This window comes from Agromyces lapidis, from assembly GCF_009749405.1.
Classification (GTDB): Bacteria; Actinomycetota; Actinomycetes; order Actinomycetales; family Microbacteriaceae; genus Agromyces; species Agromyces lapidis.
On sequence record NZ_WBIQ01000006.1, the window covers coordinates 322723 to 342477 of the forward strand.

A 19755-nucleotide genomic window follows, 5' to 3' on the forward strand; every position below is an offset into this window, starting at 1 on the left:
TCGAAGGGTGCCAGTTTCACGTCTCGATGCCCATTCGCGCCTGAGTGTCCGCGGAGCCCGCGTACACAACCTGCACAACGTCGACGTCGAGATCCCGCGCGACGCGATGGTGGTGTTCACCGGGCTCTCCGGGTCGGGCAAGTCGTCGCTCGCCTTCGACACGATCTTCGCCGAGGGGCAGCGTCGCTACGTCGAGTCGCTTTCGGCGTATGCGCGGCAGTTCCTCGGGCAGGTCGATCGTCCCGACGTCGACTTCATCGAAGGGCTGAGCCCAGCCGTCTCGATCGACCAGAAGTCGACGAACCGCAACCCGCGCTCGACCGTCGGCACGATCACCGAGATCTACGACTACATGCGACTGCTCTGGGCCCGCATCGGCGTGCCGCACTGTCCGGTCTGCGGCGAGAAGATCCAGCGGCAGACGGTGCAGCAGATCGCCGACCAGCTCATGGAGCTCGAAGCCGGTACCCGGTTCCAGGTGCTGAGCCCCGTGGTCTCGAAGAAGAAGGGCGAGTTCGTCGACCTCTTCCGCGAACTCGCGGCGCAAGGCTACTCGAGGGCCGTGGTCGACGGCGAGATCGTGCGGCTCGACGAGCCGCCGAAGCTGAAGAAGCAGGTCAAGCACGACATCTCGGTCGTCGTCGACCGGCTCGTCGCCGGGCCCGACGTGCTCGGGCGGCTCACCGACTCGCTCGAAACGGCCCTGCGGCTGACCGATGGGCTCGTGCAGGTCAATTACGTCGACGACGAGGGGCCGGCCGCATGGGCCACCTTCTCCGAGAAGCTCTCGTGCCCGAACCAGCACCCCATTCAGCTCACCGAGATCGAGCCCCGCACCTTCTCATTCAACGCCCCGTTCGGCGCGTGCCCCGAGTGCTCAGGCCTCGGCACCCGCATGTCGGTCGACGAGGCGCTGCTGCTCGGCGACCCGGAGCTGAGCATCGCCGACGGCGTCATCCTCCCGTGGACCTCGCAGGGCAAGAGCCTCTACAACTACTACGAGAAGCTGCTCGACGGGCTCGCCCGAGACCTCGGCTTCTCGCTCGACACGCCGTGGGAGCAGCTCGACGAGGAGGCCCGCAACGCGGTGCTCCGAGGCGACAACTTCGAGGTCAAGGTTCGCTGGCGCAACCGCTACGGCCGCGAGATGAGCTACAGCTCGGGCTTCGAGGGCGTCGTGCCGTACATCGAGCGGCAGTACCTGCAGGCCGAGACCGACGTGCAGCGTGCGCGCTGGTCCGAATACCTGCGCGAGGTGCCGTGCCCGGTGTGCGACGGCAAGCGGCTGAAGCCCGAGGTGCTCTCGGTGCTCATCCACGACCACAGCATCGCCGACGTCGGGCTGCTCAGCCTCACCGATGCGCGCGCCTTCATGGACCGCCTCGACCTCACCGAGCGCGAGCAGAAGATCGGTGCGCAGGTGCTGCGCGAGATCAAGCTCCGGCTCGACTTCCTCATCAGGGTCGGCCTCAGCTACCTCGACCTCGCCCGCGCGGCGGGCACGCTCTCGGGCGGCGAGGCGCAGCGCATCCGGCTCGCGACCCAGATCGGCTCTGGCCTCACCGGCGTGCTCTACGTGCTCGACGAACCGAGCATCGGCCTGCACCAGCGCGACAACCGGCGGTTGATCGACACGCTGATCGCGCTCCGCGACCTCGGCAACACCCTCATCGTCGTCGAGCACGACGAAGACACCATCCGCACGGCCGACTGGATCGTCGACATCGGCCCCGGCGCCGGCGTGAACGGCGGCACCGTGGTGCACTCGGGCAGCTACGACGACCTGCTGAACAACACACGGTCGCTCACCGGCGACTACCTCTCCGGTCGTCGAGAGATCGCCATCCCGGCGCATCGCCGGGCGATCGATCGCGAGCGCGTGATCTCGGTGCAGGGCGCTGAGGCCAACAACCTGCGCGGCGTCGACGTCGAGTTCCCGCTCGGGGTGCTGACGGCCGTCACCGGAGTCAGCGGTTCGGGCAAGTCCTCGCTCGTGAACGACATCCTGTACCGGGTGCTCGCGAACCGACTGAACGGCGCTCGAAAGGTGCCGGGCAAGCACCGGCGCGTGACGGGTCTCGAGCAGCTCGACAAGGTCGTCCACGTCGACCAGGCGCCGATCGGGCGCACGCCGAGATCGAATCCGGCGACCTACACGGGCGTGTTCGACCGCATCCGCACCCTCTTCTCCGAGACGAACGAGGCGAAGGCGCGGGGATACCTGCCCGGCCGCTTCAGCTTCAACGTCAAGGGTGGCCGATGCGAGGCGTGCTCGGGCGACGGCACCATCAAGATCGAGATGAACTTCCTGCCCGACGTCTACGTCGCCTGCGAGGTCTGCGGGGGCCAGCGTTACAACCGCGAGACCCTGCAGGTGCACTACAAGGGCAAGAACATCGCCGAGGTGCTCGAGATGCCGATCAGCGAGGCCGCCGAGTTCTTCGAGCCGATCTCGGCGATCCACCGCTATCTCAAGACCCTCGTCGACGTCGGTCTCGGCTACGTGCAGCTCGGCCAGAGCGCCACCACCCTCTCGGGCGGCGAGGCGCAGCGCGTGAAGCTCGCGACCGAGCTGCAGCGCCGTTCCAACGGCCGCAGCGTCTACGTGCTCGACGAACCGACGACGGGACTGCACTTCGAAGACGTGCAGAAGCTCCTGAAGGTGCTCGGCAAGCTCGTCGACAAGGGCAACTCGGTGATCGTGATCGAGCACTCGCTCGACGTCATCAAGTCGGCCGACTGGATCATCGACCTCGGGCCCGAGGGTGGCTCCGGGGGCGGCCAGGTCGTCGCGACCGGCACTCCCGAGCAGGTCGCCTCCGTCTCCGAGAGCCACACCGGGTACTTCCTCCGCGAGATCTTCGACGCCGCGGCCGACCGCGCCGACGTCGCCAGCTGAGGCGATGAGCAGCGCAGCGTCGTACGACCAGAGCGTCCCGTACCGGCCGAAGGCGGGCGAGATCCCCACCGAGCCCGGCGTCTACCGGTTCCGCGATGCCGAGCGGCGCGTGCTCTACGTCGGCAAGGCGAAGAACCTGCGGGCGCGCCTCTCGAACTACTTCGCACCCCTCCGCAGCCTGCACGAGCGGACGCGCCGCATGGTGACGAGCGCCGCTTCGGTCGAGTGGACGGTCGTCGGCAGCGAGGTCGAGGCGCTGCAGCTCGAGATCACCTGGATCAACGAGTTCCATCCGCCGTTCAACGTGCGGTTCAAGGACGACAAGTCCTATCCGTACCTCGCCGTCACGCTGGCCGATGAGGCACCCCGCGCCTTCGTCACCCGCAACCGCAAGCTGCGCGGTGCACGGTATTTCGGCCCGTACCCGAAGGTGTGGGCGATCAACGAGACGCTCGAGATCCTGCTCAGGCTGTTCCCGATCCGCACCTGCAAAGACAGCGACTACAAGCGGGCGATGGCGAGCGGCAAGCCGTGCTTCGCCGGGCAGATCGGCCGCTGCTTCGGGCCGTGCTCCGGCCGGGTCACGATCGCCGAGCACCGTGAGAACGTCGAGCGCTTCGTCGCGTTCATGCAGAATCAGGACCGCCGCATCCTCGGGGAGCTCGAGCAGCGGATGCGGGCGGCTGCCGCGGCCCAGGAGTACGAGTCGGCCGCCCGGTATCGCGACCGTCTCGTGGCGGCGAACGCATTCTTCGAGAAGAGCGCGATGGTGCTGGGCGACACCGTCGACCTCGACGTCTTCGGCATCGACCACGACGAGCTCTCTGCGGCCGTCCAGCTCTTCATCGTGCGCGGCGGCCGTGTGCGCGGCATCCATTCCTGGACGGTCGACAAGGAGCTCGACGTCCCGCTCGGCGAACTCGTCGACTCGGTCGTGCAGAACGCGTACGGCGACGAGCTCCGCCCACCCGGCGAGGTCGTCGTGCCCGAGCTTCCCGACGACGCCGCGGCGCTCGAGACCTGGCTGGGCGATCGGGCCGGTCGCAAGGTACGTCTCCGCGTCGCGCAGCGAGGCGACAAGGCCTCCCTCCTGCAGACCGCGACGCAGAACGCGAAGCAGACCCTCATGCTCTACAAGACCCGGCGCAGCGCCGACTTCACGACGCGGTCGCGTGCTCTCGAAGACATTCAGGAGGCACTCGGCATGGCCGATGCCCCGCTCCGCATCGAGTGCTACGACGTCTCGCACCTCAGCGGCACGAACATCGTCGCGTCGATGGTCGTCTTCGAAGACGGCCTGCCGCGCAAAGACGAGTACCGCAGATTCACGATCCCGAACTCGACCGACGACACCGACTCCATCCACCAGGTGCTGACCCGGCGACTCGCGTATCTCGCGGGGGCCGGTGACGCGCTGGAGGATCAGGCAGCCTCGGACGCGGCAGAGACGGCCGGCACCGGCACGGACGACGCCGCCGATACGGCCGACGCGCCCGAGATGTCCGAGCGTCGCAAGAAGTTCGCCTACCGCCCGAATCTCCTCGTCGTCGACGGCGGGCAGCCGCAGGTGGCGGCGGCTGCACGGGCGCTCCGCGAGTCGGGCGTCGAGGGCGTCTACCTGTGCGGTATTGCGAAGCGCCTCGAAGAGATCTGGACCCCCGAAGCCGACTTCCCCGTGATCCTGCCGCGCAACAGCGACGCGCTCTTCCTGTTCCAGCGGGTGCGCGACGAGGCGCACCGCTTCGCGATCACGCATCAGCGGCAGCGGCGCAAGCGCGACATCGGCTCGGTGCTCTCCGAGATCCCGGGGCTCGGCCCGTCCCGCGTGAAGGAGTTGCTGCGGCATTTCGGCTCCGTCGCCCGTCTGCGGGCCGCTGATGAGACCGCGATCGCCGAGGTGAAGGGTGTCGGTCCGACGCTCGCCGCGACGGTGCACGCCCGACTCCACGCCGATGAGGCGCCCGTGCCCCGATAGGCTGGGATGTCGGTACGCAGAAGGGGGCCGGGATGACGGCGGGGGAGCCCGAAGAGCAGGAGATGCTCATTGTCACGGGGATGAGCGGTGCCGGTCGATCGACCGTGGGCAACGCGCTCGAGGACCTGGGCTGGTACGTCGTCGACAACCTGCCGCCGCAGATGCTGCGGCCGCTCGTCGAGTTGGTCGAGCGCGCCGGCACCTCGCTTCCGCGCATCGCCGCGGTCGTCGACATCCGGGGCCGCGACTTCTTCTCCGAGCTCCAGGAGATCATCCAGGCGCTCCGCGCGGGCGTGAACGTCCGCGTGGTGTTCCTCGATGCGAATGATGCGGTGCTCGTGCGCCGGTTCGAATCCGTCCGGCGTCCGCACCCCCTGCAGGGCAACGGCACGCTCCTCGACGGCATCGGGGCCGAGCGTGCCCGGCTCGCCACGCTCCGCGAAGCGAGCGACTTCGTCGTCGACACGTCCGATCTCAACATCCACCAACTCGCGAACCTGGTGACCGAGACCTTCGCCGGCGCCGACCACGCCGGACTCCGGGTGACGATGCAGAGCTTCGGCTTCAAGTACGGCGCGCCGACCGACGCCGACCTCATCGCCGACGCCCGGTTCCTGCCGAACCCGTTCTGGAACCCCGAGCTCCGACACCTCACCGGCGAAGACGCCGTCGTGAGCGAGTTCGTGCTCAGCCAGCCCGGTGCGATGGAGTTCCTCGACGCCTATGCGCGAGCGCTCGAACCCGTGCTGGCCGGCTACCAGCGAGAGAACAAGCGACACGCGACGATCGCGATCGGCTGCACGGGCGGCAAGCACCGCTCCGTTGCGATGGTCCGCGAGCTCGCCGAGCGTGTCGCGAAGATGCCCGGCGTCGTCGTGAGCGTCAAGCATCGCGACCTCGGTCGCGAATGACGTCGGGTCCCCGCAACACAGATTGGATGACGAGGTGGCATTGACCGCTGATGTGAAAGAAGAGCTCGCCCGGGTCGAGGTCTCGAAGACGAGCGTGCGCATCGCCGAGCTCGCCTCGGTGCTGCGGTTCGCAGGTGGACTCCACATCATCTCGAATCGCATCGCGATCGAGGCCGAGCTCGACTCCAAGAACGTCGCACGGCGCGTGACGCGCGACCTCGGCGAGATCTACGGGGTTCGCCCCGACGTCTCGGTGGTGTCGCCGACGGGGGTGCGACGCACCAACAACTATCTCGTGCGAATTCTCGAGGGCGGCGAGACCCTCGCACGGCAGACCGGGCTGCTCGACGCCCGGCGCCGCCCGGTGCGGGGTCTCCCGAACAAGCTGACCACCGGGTCGCGCGACGAGGTCGCGGCGATCTGGCGCGGCGCGTTCCTCGCGCAGGGGAGCCTCACCGACCCCGGTCGCTCGGCGGCGCTCGAGGTGACCTGCCCGGGCAACGAGACCGCGATGGCCCTCGTCGGGGCCGCAGGCCGTCTGGGCATCGCGGCGAAGGCCCGCGAGGTGCGCGGAGTCCACCGGGTGGTCATCCGCGACGGCGAGGCGATCAGCGCCATGCTCGCGGCGATGGGCGCGAGCACGACCGTGCGCAACTGGGAGGAACTGCGTCAGCGCCGCGAGGTGCGCGCGACCGCGAACCGTCTCGTGAACTTCGACGACGCGAACCTGCGCCGCTCCGCGCAGGCCGCCGTCGCGGCCTGCGCCCGCGTCGAGCGTGCGATGGAACTCCTCGGCGACGACATCCCCGACCACCTGAAGTACGCGGGCGAACTGCGCCTCGCGCATCGTGAGGCGAGCCTCGACGAGCTCGGCCACCACGCGGACCCGCCGATGACGAAGGACGCGGTCGCCGGACGGATCCGGCGCCTGCTCGCGATGGCCGACAAGCGCGCCGCCGATCTCGGGGTGCCGGGCACCGAGGCGAGCCTGCCCACCGACTTCGACGAGGTCTGACCGGCGCTCGGTCGCCCGACGGCCTCGACCCCGGCGAGGGAGGATCCCCCCGCCCCGGGGTATTCGGCGAGCCTCGTCACACGGCGACGCGATCCCAGGGCCGCCCCGGCACGGTCCGCCTGCACGGGCATAGACTCGGGAATGCCGCCGCGGAGATCCGGGGAGACGCCCGGGTGCCCCGGCGCACCTGACAAGGAGAAGCAATGGCTGACTACACCCTCCCCGATCTCGCCTACGATTACGCGGCGCTCGAGCCGGCGATCAGCGGCACGATCATGGAGCTGCACCACTCGAAGCACCACCAGGCCTATGTGACCGGCGCGAACACCGCGCTCGCACAGCTCGCCGAGGCGCGCGACTCGGGCAACCTCGCGAACGTGAACAAGCTCGAGAAGGACCTCGCCTTCAACCTCGGCGGGCACGTCAACCACTCGATCTTCTGGACGAACCTCTCGCCCGAGGGCGGCGACAAGCCGACCGGCGAGCTCGCCGCGGCGATCGACGACCACTTCGGCTCGTTCGACAAGTTCCAGGCGCACTTCACCGCGACGGCGCTCGGCGTGCAGGGCTCGGGCTGGGCGGTCCTCGCCTGGGACTCGCTCGGCGGCCGCCCGATCATCGCGCAGTTCTTCGACCAGCAGGGCAACCTGCCTGCGGGCCTCGTGCCGCTGCTCATGCTCGACGTCTGGGAGCACGCGTACTACCTCGACTACAAGAACGTCCGGGCCGATTACGTCAAGGCGTTCTGGTCGATCGTGAACTGGGAGAACGTCCAGCAGCGCTACACCGCAGCTGGTGAGAAGACCTCAGGGCTGCTGCTACTGTCGTAAACGGATGGTGTCCTCGGACTCGTCCGGGGACACCGCCGTCCGATCAGTCCACCGTGCAACGGCGCTGTGCGCGCCACGTCATCCAGGAGACATCTGTGTCTGTAAAGATCGGCATCAACGGCTTCGGCCGCATCGGCCGCAACTACTTCCGCGCGGCACTCGCCCAGGGCGCCGACCTCGAGATCGTCGCGGTGAACGACCTCACCGACAACAAGACCCTCGCGCACCTCCTGAAGTACGACTCGATCACGGGCCGGCTGGACGCGACGGTCGACTACGACGACGAGAACATCATCGTCGACGGCACCGCGATCAAGGCGTTCTCGGAGCGCGACCCCGCGAACCTGCCCTGGGGCGAACTCGGTGTCGACATCGTGATCGAGTCGACCGGCTTCTTCACGAAGGCCGCCGATGCCCGCAAGCACCTCGAGGCCGGTGCGAAGAAGGTGCTGATCTCGGCGCCGGCGACCGATGAGGATGCGACCTTCGTGATCGGCGTCAACGAGCAGGACTACGACCCCGAGCGTCACCACATCATCTCGAACGCCTCGTGCACGACGAACTGCCTCGCGCCGCTGGCCAAGGTGTTCAACGACGCCTTCGGCATCGAGCGCGGCCTCATGACGACCGTCCATGCCTACACGGCGGACCAGAACCTCCAGGACGGCCCTCACAAGGACCTCCGCCGCGCCCGCGCCGCCGCCCTCAACATCGTGCCGACGTCGACCGGCGCTGCCAAGGCCATCGGCCTCGTGCTGCCCGAGCTCGTCGGCAAGCTCGACGGCTTCGCGCTCCGCGTGCCCGTGCCCACCGGGTCGATCACCGACCTGACCGTGACTTCCTCGCGACCGGTCACGGTCGACGAGGTCAAGGCCGCCTACAAGGCTGCCGCCGAGGGCCCGCTGAAGGGAATCCTCAAGTACACCGAAGACGAGATCGTCTCCAGCGACATCGTCTCCGACCCGCACTCGTCGATCTTCGACGCCGGCCTCGTCCGCGTCATCGGCGATCAGGTGAAGCTCTCTGCCTGGTACGACAACGAGTGGGGTTACTCCAACCGTCTCGTCGACCTGACCGAGTACGTCGCCGACCGTCTCTGAAAGAGCACTGAATGACCCTGCGAACGATCGAATCCCTCGGTCCGCTCGCCGGCAAGCGCGTCGTCGTCCGTTGCGACCTCAATGTCCCCCTGCGGGACGGGGTCATCACGGACGACGGCCGCGTGCGGGCGTCGGTCCCCACCATCCAGGCACTGCTCGGGCAGGGCGCCCGCGTGATCGTGGTCTCCCACCTCGGCCGCCCCGAGGGCGCTCCCGACGAGCGCTACAGCCTCGCGCCGGTCGCGGCGCGGCTCGGCGAGCTGCTCGACTCACCGGTCGCCTTCGCAAGCGACACCGTCGGTGAGGATGCCACGGCCAAGGCCGCCTCACTCGCCGACGGCGAGGTGCTCGTGCTCGAGAACCTGCGGTTCAACCCGGGCGAGACCTCGAAGAACGAGGCCGAGCGCACCGCATTCGCGGGTGAGCTCGCGGCCTTCGCCGACGCGGTCGTCTCCGACGGCTTCGGCGTCGTGCACCGCAAGCAGGCGAGCGTCTACGAGCTCGCCGAGCTGCGCCCGAGCGCTGCAGGTCTCCTCATCGCGGCCGAGCTCGACGTGCTCGACCGTCTCACCGAGAACCCCGAGCGACCGTACACGGTCGTGCTCGGCGGGTCGAAGGTCTCCGACAAGCTCGGTGTGATCGCGCACCTGCTGCCGCGCGTCGACCGCCTGCTCATCGGCGGCGGCATGCTCTTCACCTTCCTCGCAGCCCAGGGGCACAAGGTCGCCTCGAGCCTGCTCGAGGCCGACCAGATCGACACGGTGAAGGGCTACCTCGCGGAGGCCGCCGAGCGCGGCGTCGAGCTGGTGCTGCCGAGCGACGTCGTCGTCGCGGCGGCCTTCTCGGCGGACGCCGAGCACGTGGTCGCCCCGGCCGATGCGATCGAGGACACGCCGTTCGGGGCATCCGGCCTCGGGCTCGACATCGGGCCCGACACGGCCGCGGCGTTCGCCTCGCTCGTGCGCGACTCGAAGACCGTGTTCTGGAACGGTCCGATGGGCGTCTTCGAACTCGCCCCCTACGCCGAAGGCACCCGCGCGGTCGCTTCGGCGCTCACCGAGGTCGACGGCCTCAGCGTCGTCGGCGGCGGCGACTCGGCCGCGGCCGTGCGCCAGCTCGGCTTCGACGATGATCGATTCGGACACATCTCGACGGGCGGGGGCGCGAGCCTCGAGTTCCTCGAGGGTAAGAAACTTCCCGGACTGGAGGTCCTCGGATGGCAGTGAAGCGCACCCCGTTCATCGCGGGTAACTGGAAGATGAACCTCGACCACCTGCAGTCGATCGCGTTCGTGCAGAAGCTCGCCTGGGCGCTGTCCGACGCGAAGCACGACTTCGCCGATGCGGAGGTCGCGGTGTTCCCGCCGTTCACCGACCTCCGCAGTGTGCAGACGCTCGTGGCCGCCGACGCGCTGCCGATCGGCTATGGGGCCCAGGACCTCTCGAAGCACGACTCGGGTGCCTACACGGGCGAGATCTCGGGTGCGTTCCTGAAGCAGCTCGACTGCGGCTACGTGATCATCGGCCACTCCGAGCGCCGCACGCTGCACGCCGAGACCGACGCCGACGTCAACGCGAAGGTCGTCGCCGCACATCGTCACGGCCTGGTTCCGGTGCTCTGCGTCGGTGAGACCGCCGAAGACCTCGAGCAGCACGGCGCGAGCGCCGTGCCCGTCGCACAGCTGCGCGCCGCACTCGACGGCGTCGACGTCTCGAAGGGACTCGTCGTCGCCTACGAGCCCGTCTGGGCGATCGGTTCCGGCCAGGCGGCGACGCCCGCCCAGGCCGAGCAGGTCGCCGCGGCTTTGCGCGCCGTCCTCGCGGAGATCGCGGGGGAGGAGCTCGCCTCGGCCACGCGCGTCCTCTACGGCGGCTCGGTGAAGGCGGCGAACATCGCCTCCTTCCTGCGCGAGCCCAACGTCGACGGTGCGCTCGTCGGCGGTGCGAGTCTCGACATCGACGAGTTCTCGAGCATCGTCCGCTTCAAGAAGCACGTCGGCGCGTGACTCGCTCGGGGCGGGGCGAGCCGCCCCGCCCCGAGGAATCCGCCCGGCTACACTCGGCTGTGCTGATAGTCTGATTGGCGGCATCGACCCCCTGCGTCGTGCCCGGAAAGGTTCACCGTGGAGATTCTCCAGGTCGTCCTGCAGGTGCTGCTCGGTCTCACGAGCCTCCTGCTGACGCTGCTCATCCTGCTGCACAAGGGCCGCGGTGGCGGTCTGTCCGACATGTTCGGCGGCGGCGTCACCTCGAGCCTCGGCGCCTCCGGCGTTGCCGAGCGCAACCTGAACCGCATCACGGTGATCCTCGGACTCATCTGGGTCACCTGCATCGTGGTGCTCGGGCTGATCACCAAGTTCGACGCCGGAATCTGACGAGGAGACGACATGGCATCAGGTAACAGCGCCATTCGCGGCTCACGCGTCGGGGCCGGCCCCATGGGCGAGCAGGATCGCGGCTTCCACGCCGATCGCGTGGCGGTCAGCTACTGGGACGCCCAGGGCAACGAGACCGTGCGCTACTTCGCGGCGAGCCTCCCCGACGAGGAGATCCCCGAGGTCATCGATAGCCCGTCGACCGGGCTCCCGGCCGGCCGCGACCGCGAGAACCCGCCGTCGGTCTCGAAGCTCGAGCCGTACAAGACGCACCTCGCCTACGTGAAGGAGCGCCGCACCGAAGACGAGGCGGCGGCACTGCTCGACGACGCGCTCACGCAGCTCCGCGCCCGCCGCGGGCAGGCGCCGAAAGACTGATCACCGGTCGCGAGACCGACGACGAGAGCGGGGCGGGCCGAATGGCCCGCCCCGCTCTCGTCGTCCCGCTGCACGGGCAGCGGTCAGTAATCGCGGGCGATGAGCGCCTCGGGCACCTCGGCCGCGGCATCGCGATCGACGAAGAACACGGTGCGGCGACGCCCCTTGATGCCGGCGACAGGCACCTCGTCACGGCTGGCGCCAGCGAGCGCGAGACCCAGCGCCGAGGCCTTGTCAGCACCGGCGAGCACCATCCACACCCGCTGCGAGCTGTTGATCACCGGTCGGGTGAGGCTGAGACGCTCGGGCGGCGGCTTCGGCGACTCGCGCACCGCGATGACGGTCTGGTCGGTGACCGAGATGCCCGATCGATGCGGGAACAACGAGGCGATGTGCCCGTCGGGCCCGACTCCGAGGAAGGTGATGTCGAACACGGGGTGCGCGAGTCCGTCGGCGGCGTGCTCGGCGAGCTCGGCCGCGTACGCCGCGGCGCCTTCATCGAGGCTCAGCCCCGAGTCGGAGGCCGGGAACGGGTGCAGGTTCGAAGCGGGAAGCTCGAGGTCGTCGAGCAGGGCGTCGTGCGACTGCCGGTCGTTGCGGTCGGCGTGCCCTGCGGGCACCCAGCGCTCGTCGCCCCACCAGAAGTGCACGCGCGACCAGTCGATCGACATGCGTGCGGGGGAGGAAGCGACCGCCTCGAGCACCGCAGAGCCCATCGACCCCCCGGTGAGCACGATGTGCACGACCGGTTGCGCGTCGAGCAGGTCGAGCGTCTTCGTGATGAAGCGGGCGGCGACCGCCCCGGCGAGCGTGGACTTGTCGGGGTGCACGAGTACCCGTCGTTCGTTCGTCACGCAGTGACCTCCTGGGCTCCGTCGAGGAGCGCCAGCCCCTTCGCGATCACTTCACCGTACAGCTCGTCGGGGTCGAGGCGGCGCAGTTCATCGGCGAGGCAGTCGCGCAGGCTCCGACGAGGCAGGGCCACGTCGTGCAGCGGCTGGTTCGGCTGGCGGAGGGTCGCGATGCCGGGAACGTCGCGGACGAGCTCGACCAGCCCGCTCGCGCGTTCGAGCTGCACGCCGTGGATGCCGTGCGAGCCGTCTTCGACGGCGGTGAGCTCGACACCGGTCGCGCAGCGCAGTTGCAGTCGCAGCCACGCGCCGAGCAGCGTCGTCGACGGCGAATCGATCGCGCCGCTCACGTGCACGTTCGTGATCGGCTCGTAGGGCGGCTGATCGAGCACGGCGGCCAGCTGGGCGCGCCAGAGCGTGAGCCTCGTCCATGCGAAGTCGGCGTCGCCCGGGGTGTAGCTGTCGGCGAGCGCGTGCAGGGCGGCCTGGGGGTCGGGCTGAGCCGAGGCATCCGTGATGCGTCGTTGCGCGATGCGACCGAGCGGTGAACGACCGGGCACCGCCGGAGCCGCCCCGGGCCACCAGGTGACGACCGGGGCATCGGGAAGGAGCAGGCCCATCACGAGGCTCTCCTCGTCGCGGGCGGCGTCGCCGCTCGCGCGGAGGACGATGACCTCGCTCGCACCGGCGTCGCCGCCGACACGGATCTCCGCGTCGAGGCGGGGTGCGACGGCCGCGGTCTCGGTGCCGGGTTCGGTCGAGACGACGATGACGCGCATCGGATGCTCGCGAGATGCGTCGTTCGCGGCCTCGATCGCCTCCTCCTCCTGGCCGGGCGAGGTGGCGATGACGAGGGTGAGCACGCGGCCGAGGGCGACGACGCCGCCGTCCTCGCGGATCTTCACGAGGGTCTTCGAGACCTGGCTCGTGGTGGTGTCGGGAAGTTCGACGATCATGGGCGCCTCCAGCTCCGTCCGTCTCGTGCGAGCAGTTCATCGGCCGAGCTCGGGCCCCACGTGCCGGGGCGGTACTGCTCGGGCTGCCCCTGCGTCGCCCAGAACTCCTCGATCGGGTCGAGGATCTTCCAGCTGAGCTCGACCTCCTCCTGGCGGGGGAAGAGCGGCGGGTCGCCGAGCAGCACGTCGAGGATGAGGCGCTCGTACGCCTCGGGGCTCGCCTCGGTGAAGGCGTGGCCGTAGCCGAAGTCCATGGTCACGTCGCGCACCTGCATGCCGGCACCCGGCACCTTCGATCCGAACCGGATGGTGACGCCCTCATCGGGCTGCACCCGGATCACGAGGGCGTTCTGGCCGAGCTCGGAGGTCTGGCTGTCGGCGAACACCTGTTGCGGCGCACGCTTGAAGACGACCGCGATCTCGGTGACCCGTCGGCCGAGCCGCTTGCCGGCGCGGAGGTAGAACGGCACGCCGGCCCATCGACGGGTGCCGATGAGCAGCTTCATGGCCGCGTAGGTCTCGGTCGTCGACTCGGGGTTCATGCCGTCCTCGTCGAGGAATCCGACGACCTTCTCGCCGCCCTGCCAGCCGCCCGCGTACTGCCCGCGCGCAGTGCCGGTCGCGAGGTCGTCGGGCAGTCGCACGGCCGCCAGGATCTTCTCCTTCTCGGCGCGCAGATCGGCTGCGTCGAACGAGATCGGCTCCTCCATCGCGGTGAGGGCGAGCAGCTGCAGCAGGTGGTTCTGGATGACGTCCCTGGCCGCGCCGATGCCGTCGTAGTAACCGGCGCGCCCGCCGACGCCGATGTCCTCGGCCATCGTGATCTGCACGTGGTCGACGTAGTTCGCGTTCCAGATGGGCTCGTACAGCTGGTTGGCGAAGCGCAGCGCGAGGATGTTCTGCACCGTCTCCTTGCCGAGGTAGTGGTCGATGCGGAAGACGGAGTCGGGCGGGAACACGCTCGCCACGACGTCGTTGAGCTCGCGGGCGGTCTGCAGGTCGGAGCCGAAGGGCTTCTCGATGACGACGCGGCGCCACTGGCCGTCGCGCTGCTCGGTGAGCCCCGAGCGCTTCAGCTGCTCGGTGACGAGCGGGAACGACTTCGGCGGGATCGACAGGTAGAAGGCGTGGTTGCCCATCGTGCCGCGCTGCGCGTCGAGGTCTTCGACGACGGCGCGCAGGCGATCGAAGGCATCGTCGTCGTCGAACGTGCCGGCGACGAATCGGATGCCGCGGGCGAGCTGTTGCCAGACGTCCTCGCGGAACTCGGTGCGGGCGTACTGCTTCACCGAGTCGTGCACGACCTGCGCGAAGTCCTGATCGGCCCAATCACGGCGCGCGAAGCCCACGAGCGCGAACCCCGGGGGCAGAAGCCCCCGGTTCGCGAGATCGTAGACCGCGGGCATCAGCTTCTTGCGCGACAGGTCACCCGTGACGCCGAAGATGATGAGGCTCGACGGCCCCGCGATGCGATTGAGGCGATAGTCCTTCGGTGACCGGAGCGGGTTGTGCTGCGCCGAGATCTCTGCCGAAGTCAATTCGGGTCCTTTCGTCGGTCAGCCGACGGCGTCGACGAGCGCCGGGATGTTCGCGGCCGGGTCGGTGAGCGTCAGCGTGAGCACGGGTCGCCCGTGCTCGGCGAGGACGCTCGCGTCGCCGGACGCCTGGGCGGCGATGAGCTCGCCGAAGCTGAACGGTCGCTCGGGGATGGCGAGGTCGGCGACGGGCGTCTGCGTGATCTGGAGGAACACGCCGACCGCGGGGCCGCCCTTGTGGAACTGGCCGGTCGAGTGGAGGAACCGGGGTCCCCAGCCGAAGGTGACCGGGCGCCCGGCGCGTGCCGCGAGCAGGTCGCGCAGCTGCGCGAGCTCGGGGTGCGCCACGCGGTCGACGTACGCCTGGATCGAGAGGTACCCGTTCGACGGCAGCTCTTCGAGGAGCACCTCGATCGCCGACGCCAGGTCGCTCGACGCGCCGATGACCTCGGGCGTGCCGCGGACCTCGATGCCGTCGGCCACGAACGCGGCGGGCTCGGGTGCGGGGCGCGCGTCGAGGAGGCCGCGCGCGGCGATCTTCGCGGACTCGACGTCGGGCTGGTCGAAGGGGTTGATGCCCAGCAGGCGACCGGCGACCGCGGTCGCGTACTCCCAGACGAGCAGCTGCGCGCCGAGGGTTCCCGAGACGAGGATGTCGCTCGAGTCGTCGCGGCGGAAGAGCTCTTCGCCGGCGTCGTCGACGAGGCGCACGATCTGCAGGTCGGGCAGGCCGGCACCGAGTTCGGGGGCGGTCGTCTCGAGCACGACCGGGAGGATGCCGGTGCCGTCCTTGCCCGTGGACTCGGCGATGAGCTGCTCGGCCCAGTCGGCGAAGCCGACGATGTGGGTTCCGTCGGCGACGATGCCGAGCTTGTCGCGGAACGGCGAGGTGGCGGCGATCGCCGCGCCGAGCACGAGACCGGGGTTGTCCTCGGTGTCGATGGCGAGCGAGAGCTCGATCGTCTCGGCCTCGTCGAGGATCTCCGAGATGTCGACGCCGGCGAGGCCCGAGGGCACGAGGCCGAAGGCCGTGAGTGCGGAGTAGCGTCCGCCGACGTTCGGGTCGGCGTTGAACACCCGGTAGCCGGCGGCGCGCGCCGACTCGTCGAGCGGCGAACCCGGATCGGTGACGATGACGATGCGCGAGGCGGGGTCGATGCCCGCATCGCGGAAGGCCTGCTCGTAGACGCGACGCTGGCTGTCGGTCTCGACCGTCGACCCCGACTTCGACGAGATGACGAGCGCGGTCGTGGTGAGTCGGTCGGCGAGGGCGGCGCGCACCTGGCCGGGCTCGGTCGAGTCGAGCACCGTCAGGTCGATCCGGGCGGTGCGGGTGATGACCTCGGGCGCGAGCGAGGAGCCGCCCATGCCGCCGAGCACGATGTGGTCGACGCCGGCCGCTTCGAGTTCGACGCGGAGGGCCTCGATCTCGGCGACGAGGGGGCGCGAGATCGCGACCGCCTCCGTCCAGCCCAGGCGCTTGGACGCCTCGTCCTCGGCTGCGGCGCCCCAGAGCGCCGGGTCCTGCGCGGTGATGCCGCTCGCGACGAGGTCGGCGGCCAGCGCGGGAACCGCGCGGCGCACGGCGTCGGCGGCGGCGCCGCCGACCGAGATGCGGAAGCTCATCGTGCGGCCTCCAGCGCGGTGCGGACGCTGTCGAGCAGTTCGTTCCACGACACGATGAACTTGTCGACGCCCTCGTTCTCGAGGAGGAGGGTGACGTCGTCGTAGTCGACGCCCACCGATGCGAGCGCGTCGAGCACCTCGCCCGCCCCGGCGTAGGCGCCGGTCACGGTGTCGCCGGTGATGACACCGTGGTCGAAGGTCGCATCGAGGGTCTTCTCGGGCATCGTGTTCACGACGCCCTGCGCGACGAGCTCGGTCACGTAGAGGGTGTCGGGCAGGGCCGGGTCCTTCACGCCGGTCGACGCCCACAGCGGGCGCTGCTTGTTCGCGCCGTCGGCGAGCAGCGCCGCGGCGCGCTCGCCCGCGAACTGCTGCTCGAAGAGCTCGTAGGCCAGGCGCGCGTTCGCGACGCCGGCCTTGCTCTTCAGCGCGAGTGCCGCGTCGGTGCCGATCGCGGTCAGCCGCTTGTCGATCTCGGTGTCGACGCGCGACACGAAGAAGGAGGCGACCGAGTGGATCGTGGACAGGTCGTGGCCGGCGGCCTTCGCCTGCTCGAGGCCGGCGAGGTAGGCGTCGATGACCTGCCGGTAGCGGTCGAGGCTGAAGATCAGGGTGACGTTCACGCTGATGCCGGCGCCGATCGCGGCGGTGATCGCTTCGAGGCCCTCGACGGTGGCGGGGATCTTGATCATCGCGTTCGGGCGGTCGACCTTGGCCCAGAGCGCCTTCGCCTCGGCGATGGTGCCGGCGGTGTCGCGGGCGAGGCCGGGCGCGACCTCGATCGAGACGCGGCCGTCGTAGCCGTTCGAGGCGTCGTAGACGGGGCGGAACACGTCGGCGGCGGCGCGCACGTCGTCGGTCGTGATCTCGAAGACCGCGGTGTCGACGTCGGCACCCGCCGCAGCGAGCTCATGCAGTTGCTCGGCGTAGCCGTCGCCCTTCGCGAGCGCGCCGGCGAAGATCGTCGGGTTCGTGGTGACGCCGACGACATCGCGCTCGGCGATGAGGCGGGCGAGGTCACCCGAGGCGATGCGGGCGCGCGAGAGGTCGTCGAGCCAGATGCTGACGCCGGCCTCGGAGAGGGCGGCGGTGGGGGAGGTGGTCATGAGGGGATGTCTCCTTCGTGCCCGCGTCAGGCCGACGCGAGCGATTCCTTCGCGGCGGCGACGACGGCCTCAGCCGTGATGCCGAACTCGCGGAACAGGGTCTTGTAGTCGGCGGAGGCGCCGAAGTGCTCGATCGAGACCGCACGGCCACGGGTGCCGAGGTAGCGCTGCCACGACAGCGCCAGCCCCGCCTCGACCGAGACGCGCGCGGTGACGGACGCGGGCAGCACCTGCTCGCGGTACTCGGCCGGCTGCGCCTCGAACCACTCGAGGCTCGGCGCCGACACGACGCGTGCGCCGATGCCCTCGGCGGCGAGGCTCTCGCGGGCGGCGAGAGCGAGCTGCACCTCGGAGCCGGTCGCGATGAGGATCACCTCGGGCGTGCCCGAGGCCGCCTCGGCGAGCACGTAGGCGCCCTTCGCGACGTGCGACGCGGCAGCGAGCGTGTCGCCGGATGCCTCGCCGTCGCCCCGCTCGAACACCGGGATGTTCTGACGGGTCAACGCGATGCCCGCGGGGGCATCCTGCTGCTTCAGGATCTCGAGCCAGGCGTAGGCGACCTCGTTCGCGTCGGCGGGCCGCACGACCGTGAGGCCCGGGATCGCGCGGAGCGTCGCGAGCTGCTCGATCGGCTGGTGCGTCGGGCCGTCCTCGCCGAGCGCGACGGAGTCGTGCGTCCAGACGAAGATCGAGGGCACCTTCATGAGCGCCGCGAGGCGCACCGCGGGGCGCATGTAGTCGCTGAAGATGAGGAAGGTGCCGCCGAACGCTCGGGTCGGACCGTGCAGCACGATGCCGTTGACGATCGCGCCCATCGCGTGCTCGCGGATGCCGAAGTGCAGCACCCGTCCGTACGGGTCGCCCGAGAACTCGTGCGTCGACCACTCGGACGGGATGAACGAGGCCGCCCCGTTGATCGTCGTCAGGTTCGACTCGGCGAGGTCGGCCGAGCCGCCCCAGAGCTCGGGGAGGACGCCGGCGAGGGCGTTGATGACCTTGCCGGACGCCGCACGGGTCGACAGCTCGGTGCCGCCCTCGAAGACCGGCAGCGCCTGCTCGACGTCGGCCGGCAGTTCGCCGGCCTCGAGGCGGTCGAGGAGCGCCTTGCGCTCGGGGTTCGCCGCAGCCCAGGCGTCGAACGCGAGCTGCCACTCGGCGTGCGCCGCCGCGCCGCGCTCACCCGCGGCACGGGTGTGGGCGATCACATCGTCGGCGACGACGAAGTTCTGCTCGGGGTCGAACCCGAGCACCTCCTTCGTCGCGGCGAGCTCGGCCGCGCCGAGCGCGGAGCCGTGGATCTTGCCCGTGTTCTGCTTGCCCGGGCTCGGCCAGCCGATGATCGTCTTCAGGATGATGATCGAGGGCTTGGACTGCTCGCCCTTCGCCGCTTCGATGGCCCGGTGCAGCTCGGCGACGTCCTCGACGTACTCGCCGGTCTTCTTCCAGTCGACGGTCTGCACGTGCCAGCCGTACGACTCGTAGCGCGCCGCCACGTCCTCGGTGAACGCGATGTTCGTGTCGTCCTCGATGGAGATCTGGTTCGAGTCGTAGATCACGACGAGGTTGCCCAGCTGCTGGTGCCCGGCGAGCGAGGACGCCTCGCTGGTGACACCCTCCTGCAGGTCGCCGTCGCCTGCGACGACGTACACGAAGTGGTCGAACGGGCTCTCACCGGCCGGAGCCTCGGGGTCGAAGAGCCCACGCTCGAAGCGGGCCGCGTACGCGAAGCCGACCGCGGAGGCGAGCCCCTGGCCGAGCGGGCCGGTGGTGATCTCGACGCCGTCGGTGTGGCCGTACTCGGGGTGGCCGGGAGTCTTCGAGCCCCAGGTGCGCAGCGCTTCGAGGTCGGTCAGCTCGAGGCCGTCGCCGGCGAGGTAGAGCTGGACGTACTGGGTGAGCGACGAATGGCCCGCCGAGAGGATGAAGCGGTCGCGCCCGAGCCACGCGTGGTCGGCCGGGTCGCGGCGCATCACCTTCTGGAACAGGAGATAGGCGGCCGGGGCGAGGCTCATCGCCGTTCCGGGATGGCCGTTGCCGACCTTCTCGACGGCATCAGCCGCGAGCACCCGTGCGGTGTCGACCGCCCGATCGTCGATGGGATCCCAGTGCAGAGTTGCCACGAGGTGCAGTTCCTTCCGTTCGTGACGGCGACGGGAACCGATCGGCCCCCGACCCGCCGAGGACGTTGCGGCGCGGTAC

At 69.7% G+C, this 19755-nt stretch carries 16 protein-coding genes; 10 read left to right on the forward strand and 6 right to left on the reverse strand.

The genetic code is table 11. The annotated features are described in order from the left end of the window. Positions 1–7: 7 nt before the first annotated feature. From uvrA to GQQ93_RS10625, 10 genes are all read left to right on the forward strand, one after another. The gene (uvrA, locus tag GQQ93_RS10580) at positions 8–2899 is read left to right on the forward strand and encodes an excinuclease ABC subunit UvrA (RefSeq protein ID WP_157424179.1); all 2892 of its coding nucleotides are present in this window, start codon (positions 8–10) and stop codon (positions 2897–2899) included. A 4-nt stretch (positions 2900–2903) separates the two neighbouring features. Further along, on the forward strand, positions 2904–4874 hold the full coding sequence (uvrC, locus tag GQQ93_RS10585; protein ID WP_157424180.1) for an excinuclease ABC subunit UvrC: 1971 nt from the start codon (positions 2904–2906) through the stop codon (positions 4872–4874). Positions 4875–4906: 32 nt separating this feature from the next. Continuing rightward, positions 4907–5785 (forward strand): RNase adapter RapZ, encoded by an 879-nt coding sequence (gene rapZ, locus GQQ93_RS10590; protein WP_157424181.1) that lies wholly within the window; start codon positions 4907–4909, stop codon positions 5783–5785. Between the two features lie 34 nt (positions 5786–5819). Next, positions 5820–6800 (forward strand): DNA-binding protein WhiA, encoded by a 981-nt coding sequence (whiA, locus tag GQQ93_RS10595; protein WP_157424182.1) that lies wholly within the window; start codon positions 5820–5822, stop codon positions 6798–6800. Between the two features lie 203 nt (positions 6801–7003). Beyond that, positions 7004–7630 (forward strand): superoxide dismutase, encoded by a 627-nt coding sequence (locus GQQ93_RS10600; protein ID WP_157424183.1) that lies wholly within the window; start codon positions 7004–7006, stop codon positions 7628–7630. 95 nt (positions 7631–7725) lie between these two features. Further along, entirely contained in the window at positions 7726–8730 is a 1005-nt protein-coding gene (gene gap / locus GQQ93_RS10605; protein ID WP_157424184.1) for a type I glyceraldehyde-3-phosphate dehydrogenase, read from the forward strand. Between the two features lie 11 nt (positions 8731–8741). Further along, the gene (locus GQQ93_RS10610; RefSeq protein ID WP_157424185.1) at positions 8742–9956 is read left to right on the forward strand and encodes a phosphoglycerate kinase; all 1215 of its coding nucleotides are present in this window, start codon (positions 8742–8744) and stop codon (positions 9954–9956) included. Continuing rightward, a complete protein-coding gene (tpiA, locus tag GQQ93_RS10615) occupies positions 9947–10735 on the forward strand; it encodes a triose-phosphate isomerase (protein WP_157424186.1) in 789 nt (262 codons plus the stop codon). The genes GQQ93_RS10610 and tpiA overlap by 10 nt, the downstream gene beginning before the upstream one ends. Before the next feature lie 117 nt (positions 10736–10852). Next, positions 10853–11104 (forward strand): preprotein translocase subunit SecG, encoded by a 252-nt coding sequence (gene secG, locus GQQ93_RS10620; protein ID WP_022888045.1) that lies wholly within the window; start codon positions 10853–10855, stop codon positions 11102–11104. Positions 11105–11116: 12 nt separating this feature from the next. Then, entirely contained in the window at positions 11117–11482 is a 366-nt protein-coding gene (locus tag GQQ93_RS10625; protein WP_157424187.1) for an RNA polymerase-binding protein RbpA, read from the forward strand. Positions 11483–11565: 83 nt separating this feature from the next. Here the strand turns inward: GQQ93_RS10625 and pgl are convergent, their stop codons facing one another. The 6 genes from pgl to tkt are packed head-to-tail and all read right to left on the reverse strand — an operon-like array spanning position 11566 to position 19676. Then, positions 11566–12336: a 6-phosphogluconolactonase gene (pgl, locus tag GQQ93_RS10630; protein ID WP_157424188.1), complete on the reverse strand. Its 771-nt coding sequence runs from the start codon at positions 12334–12336 to the stop codon at positions 11566–11568. Then, positions 12333–13289 (reverse strand): glucose-6-phosphate dehydrogenase assembly protein OpcA, encoded by a 957-nt coding sequence (locus GQQ93_RS10635; protein ID WP_157424189.1) that lies wholly within the window; start codon positions 13287–13289, stop codon positions 12333–12335. Before GQQ93_RS10635 ends, pgl begins: the two co-directional genes overlap by 4 nt. After that, complete coding sequence (gene zwf, locus GQQ93_RS10640; RefSeq protein WP_157424190.1) at positions 13286–14827, reverse strand: glucose-6-phosphate dehydrogenase; 1542 nt, start codon at positions 14825–14827, stop codon at positions 13286–13288. Before zwf ends, GQQ93_RS10635 begins: the two co-directional genes overlap by 4 nt. A gap of 18 nt (positions 14828–14845) precedes the next feature. After that, complete coding sequence (locus tag GQQ93_RS10645; protein ID WP_157424191.1) at positions 14846–16450, reverse strand: glucose-6-phosphate isomerase; 1605 nt, start codon at positions 16448–16450, stop codon at positions 14846–14848. After that, positions 16447–17556 (reverse strand): transaldolase, encoded by a 1110-nt coding sequence (gene tal, locus GQQ93_RS10650; RefSeq protein WP_157424192.1) that lies wholly within the window; start codon positions 17554–17556, stop codon positions 16447–16449. Before tal ends, GQQ93_RS10645 begins: the two co-directional genes overlap by 4 nt. A gap of 26 nt (positions 17557–17582) precedes the next feature. Beyond that, a complete protein-coding gene (gene tkt, locus GQQ93_RS10655; RefSeq protein ID WP_157424193.1) occupies positions 17583–19676 on the reverse strand; it encodes a transketolase in 2094 nt (697 codons plus the stop codon). Positions 19677–19755 lie beyond the last annotated feature (79 nt).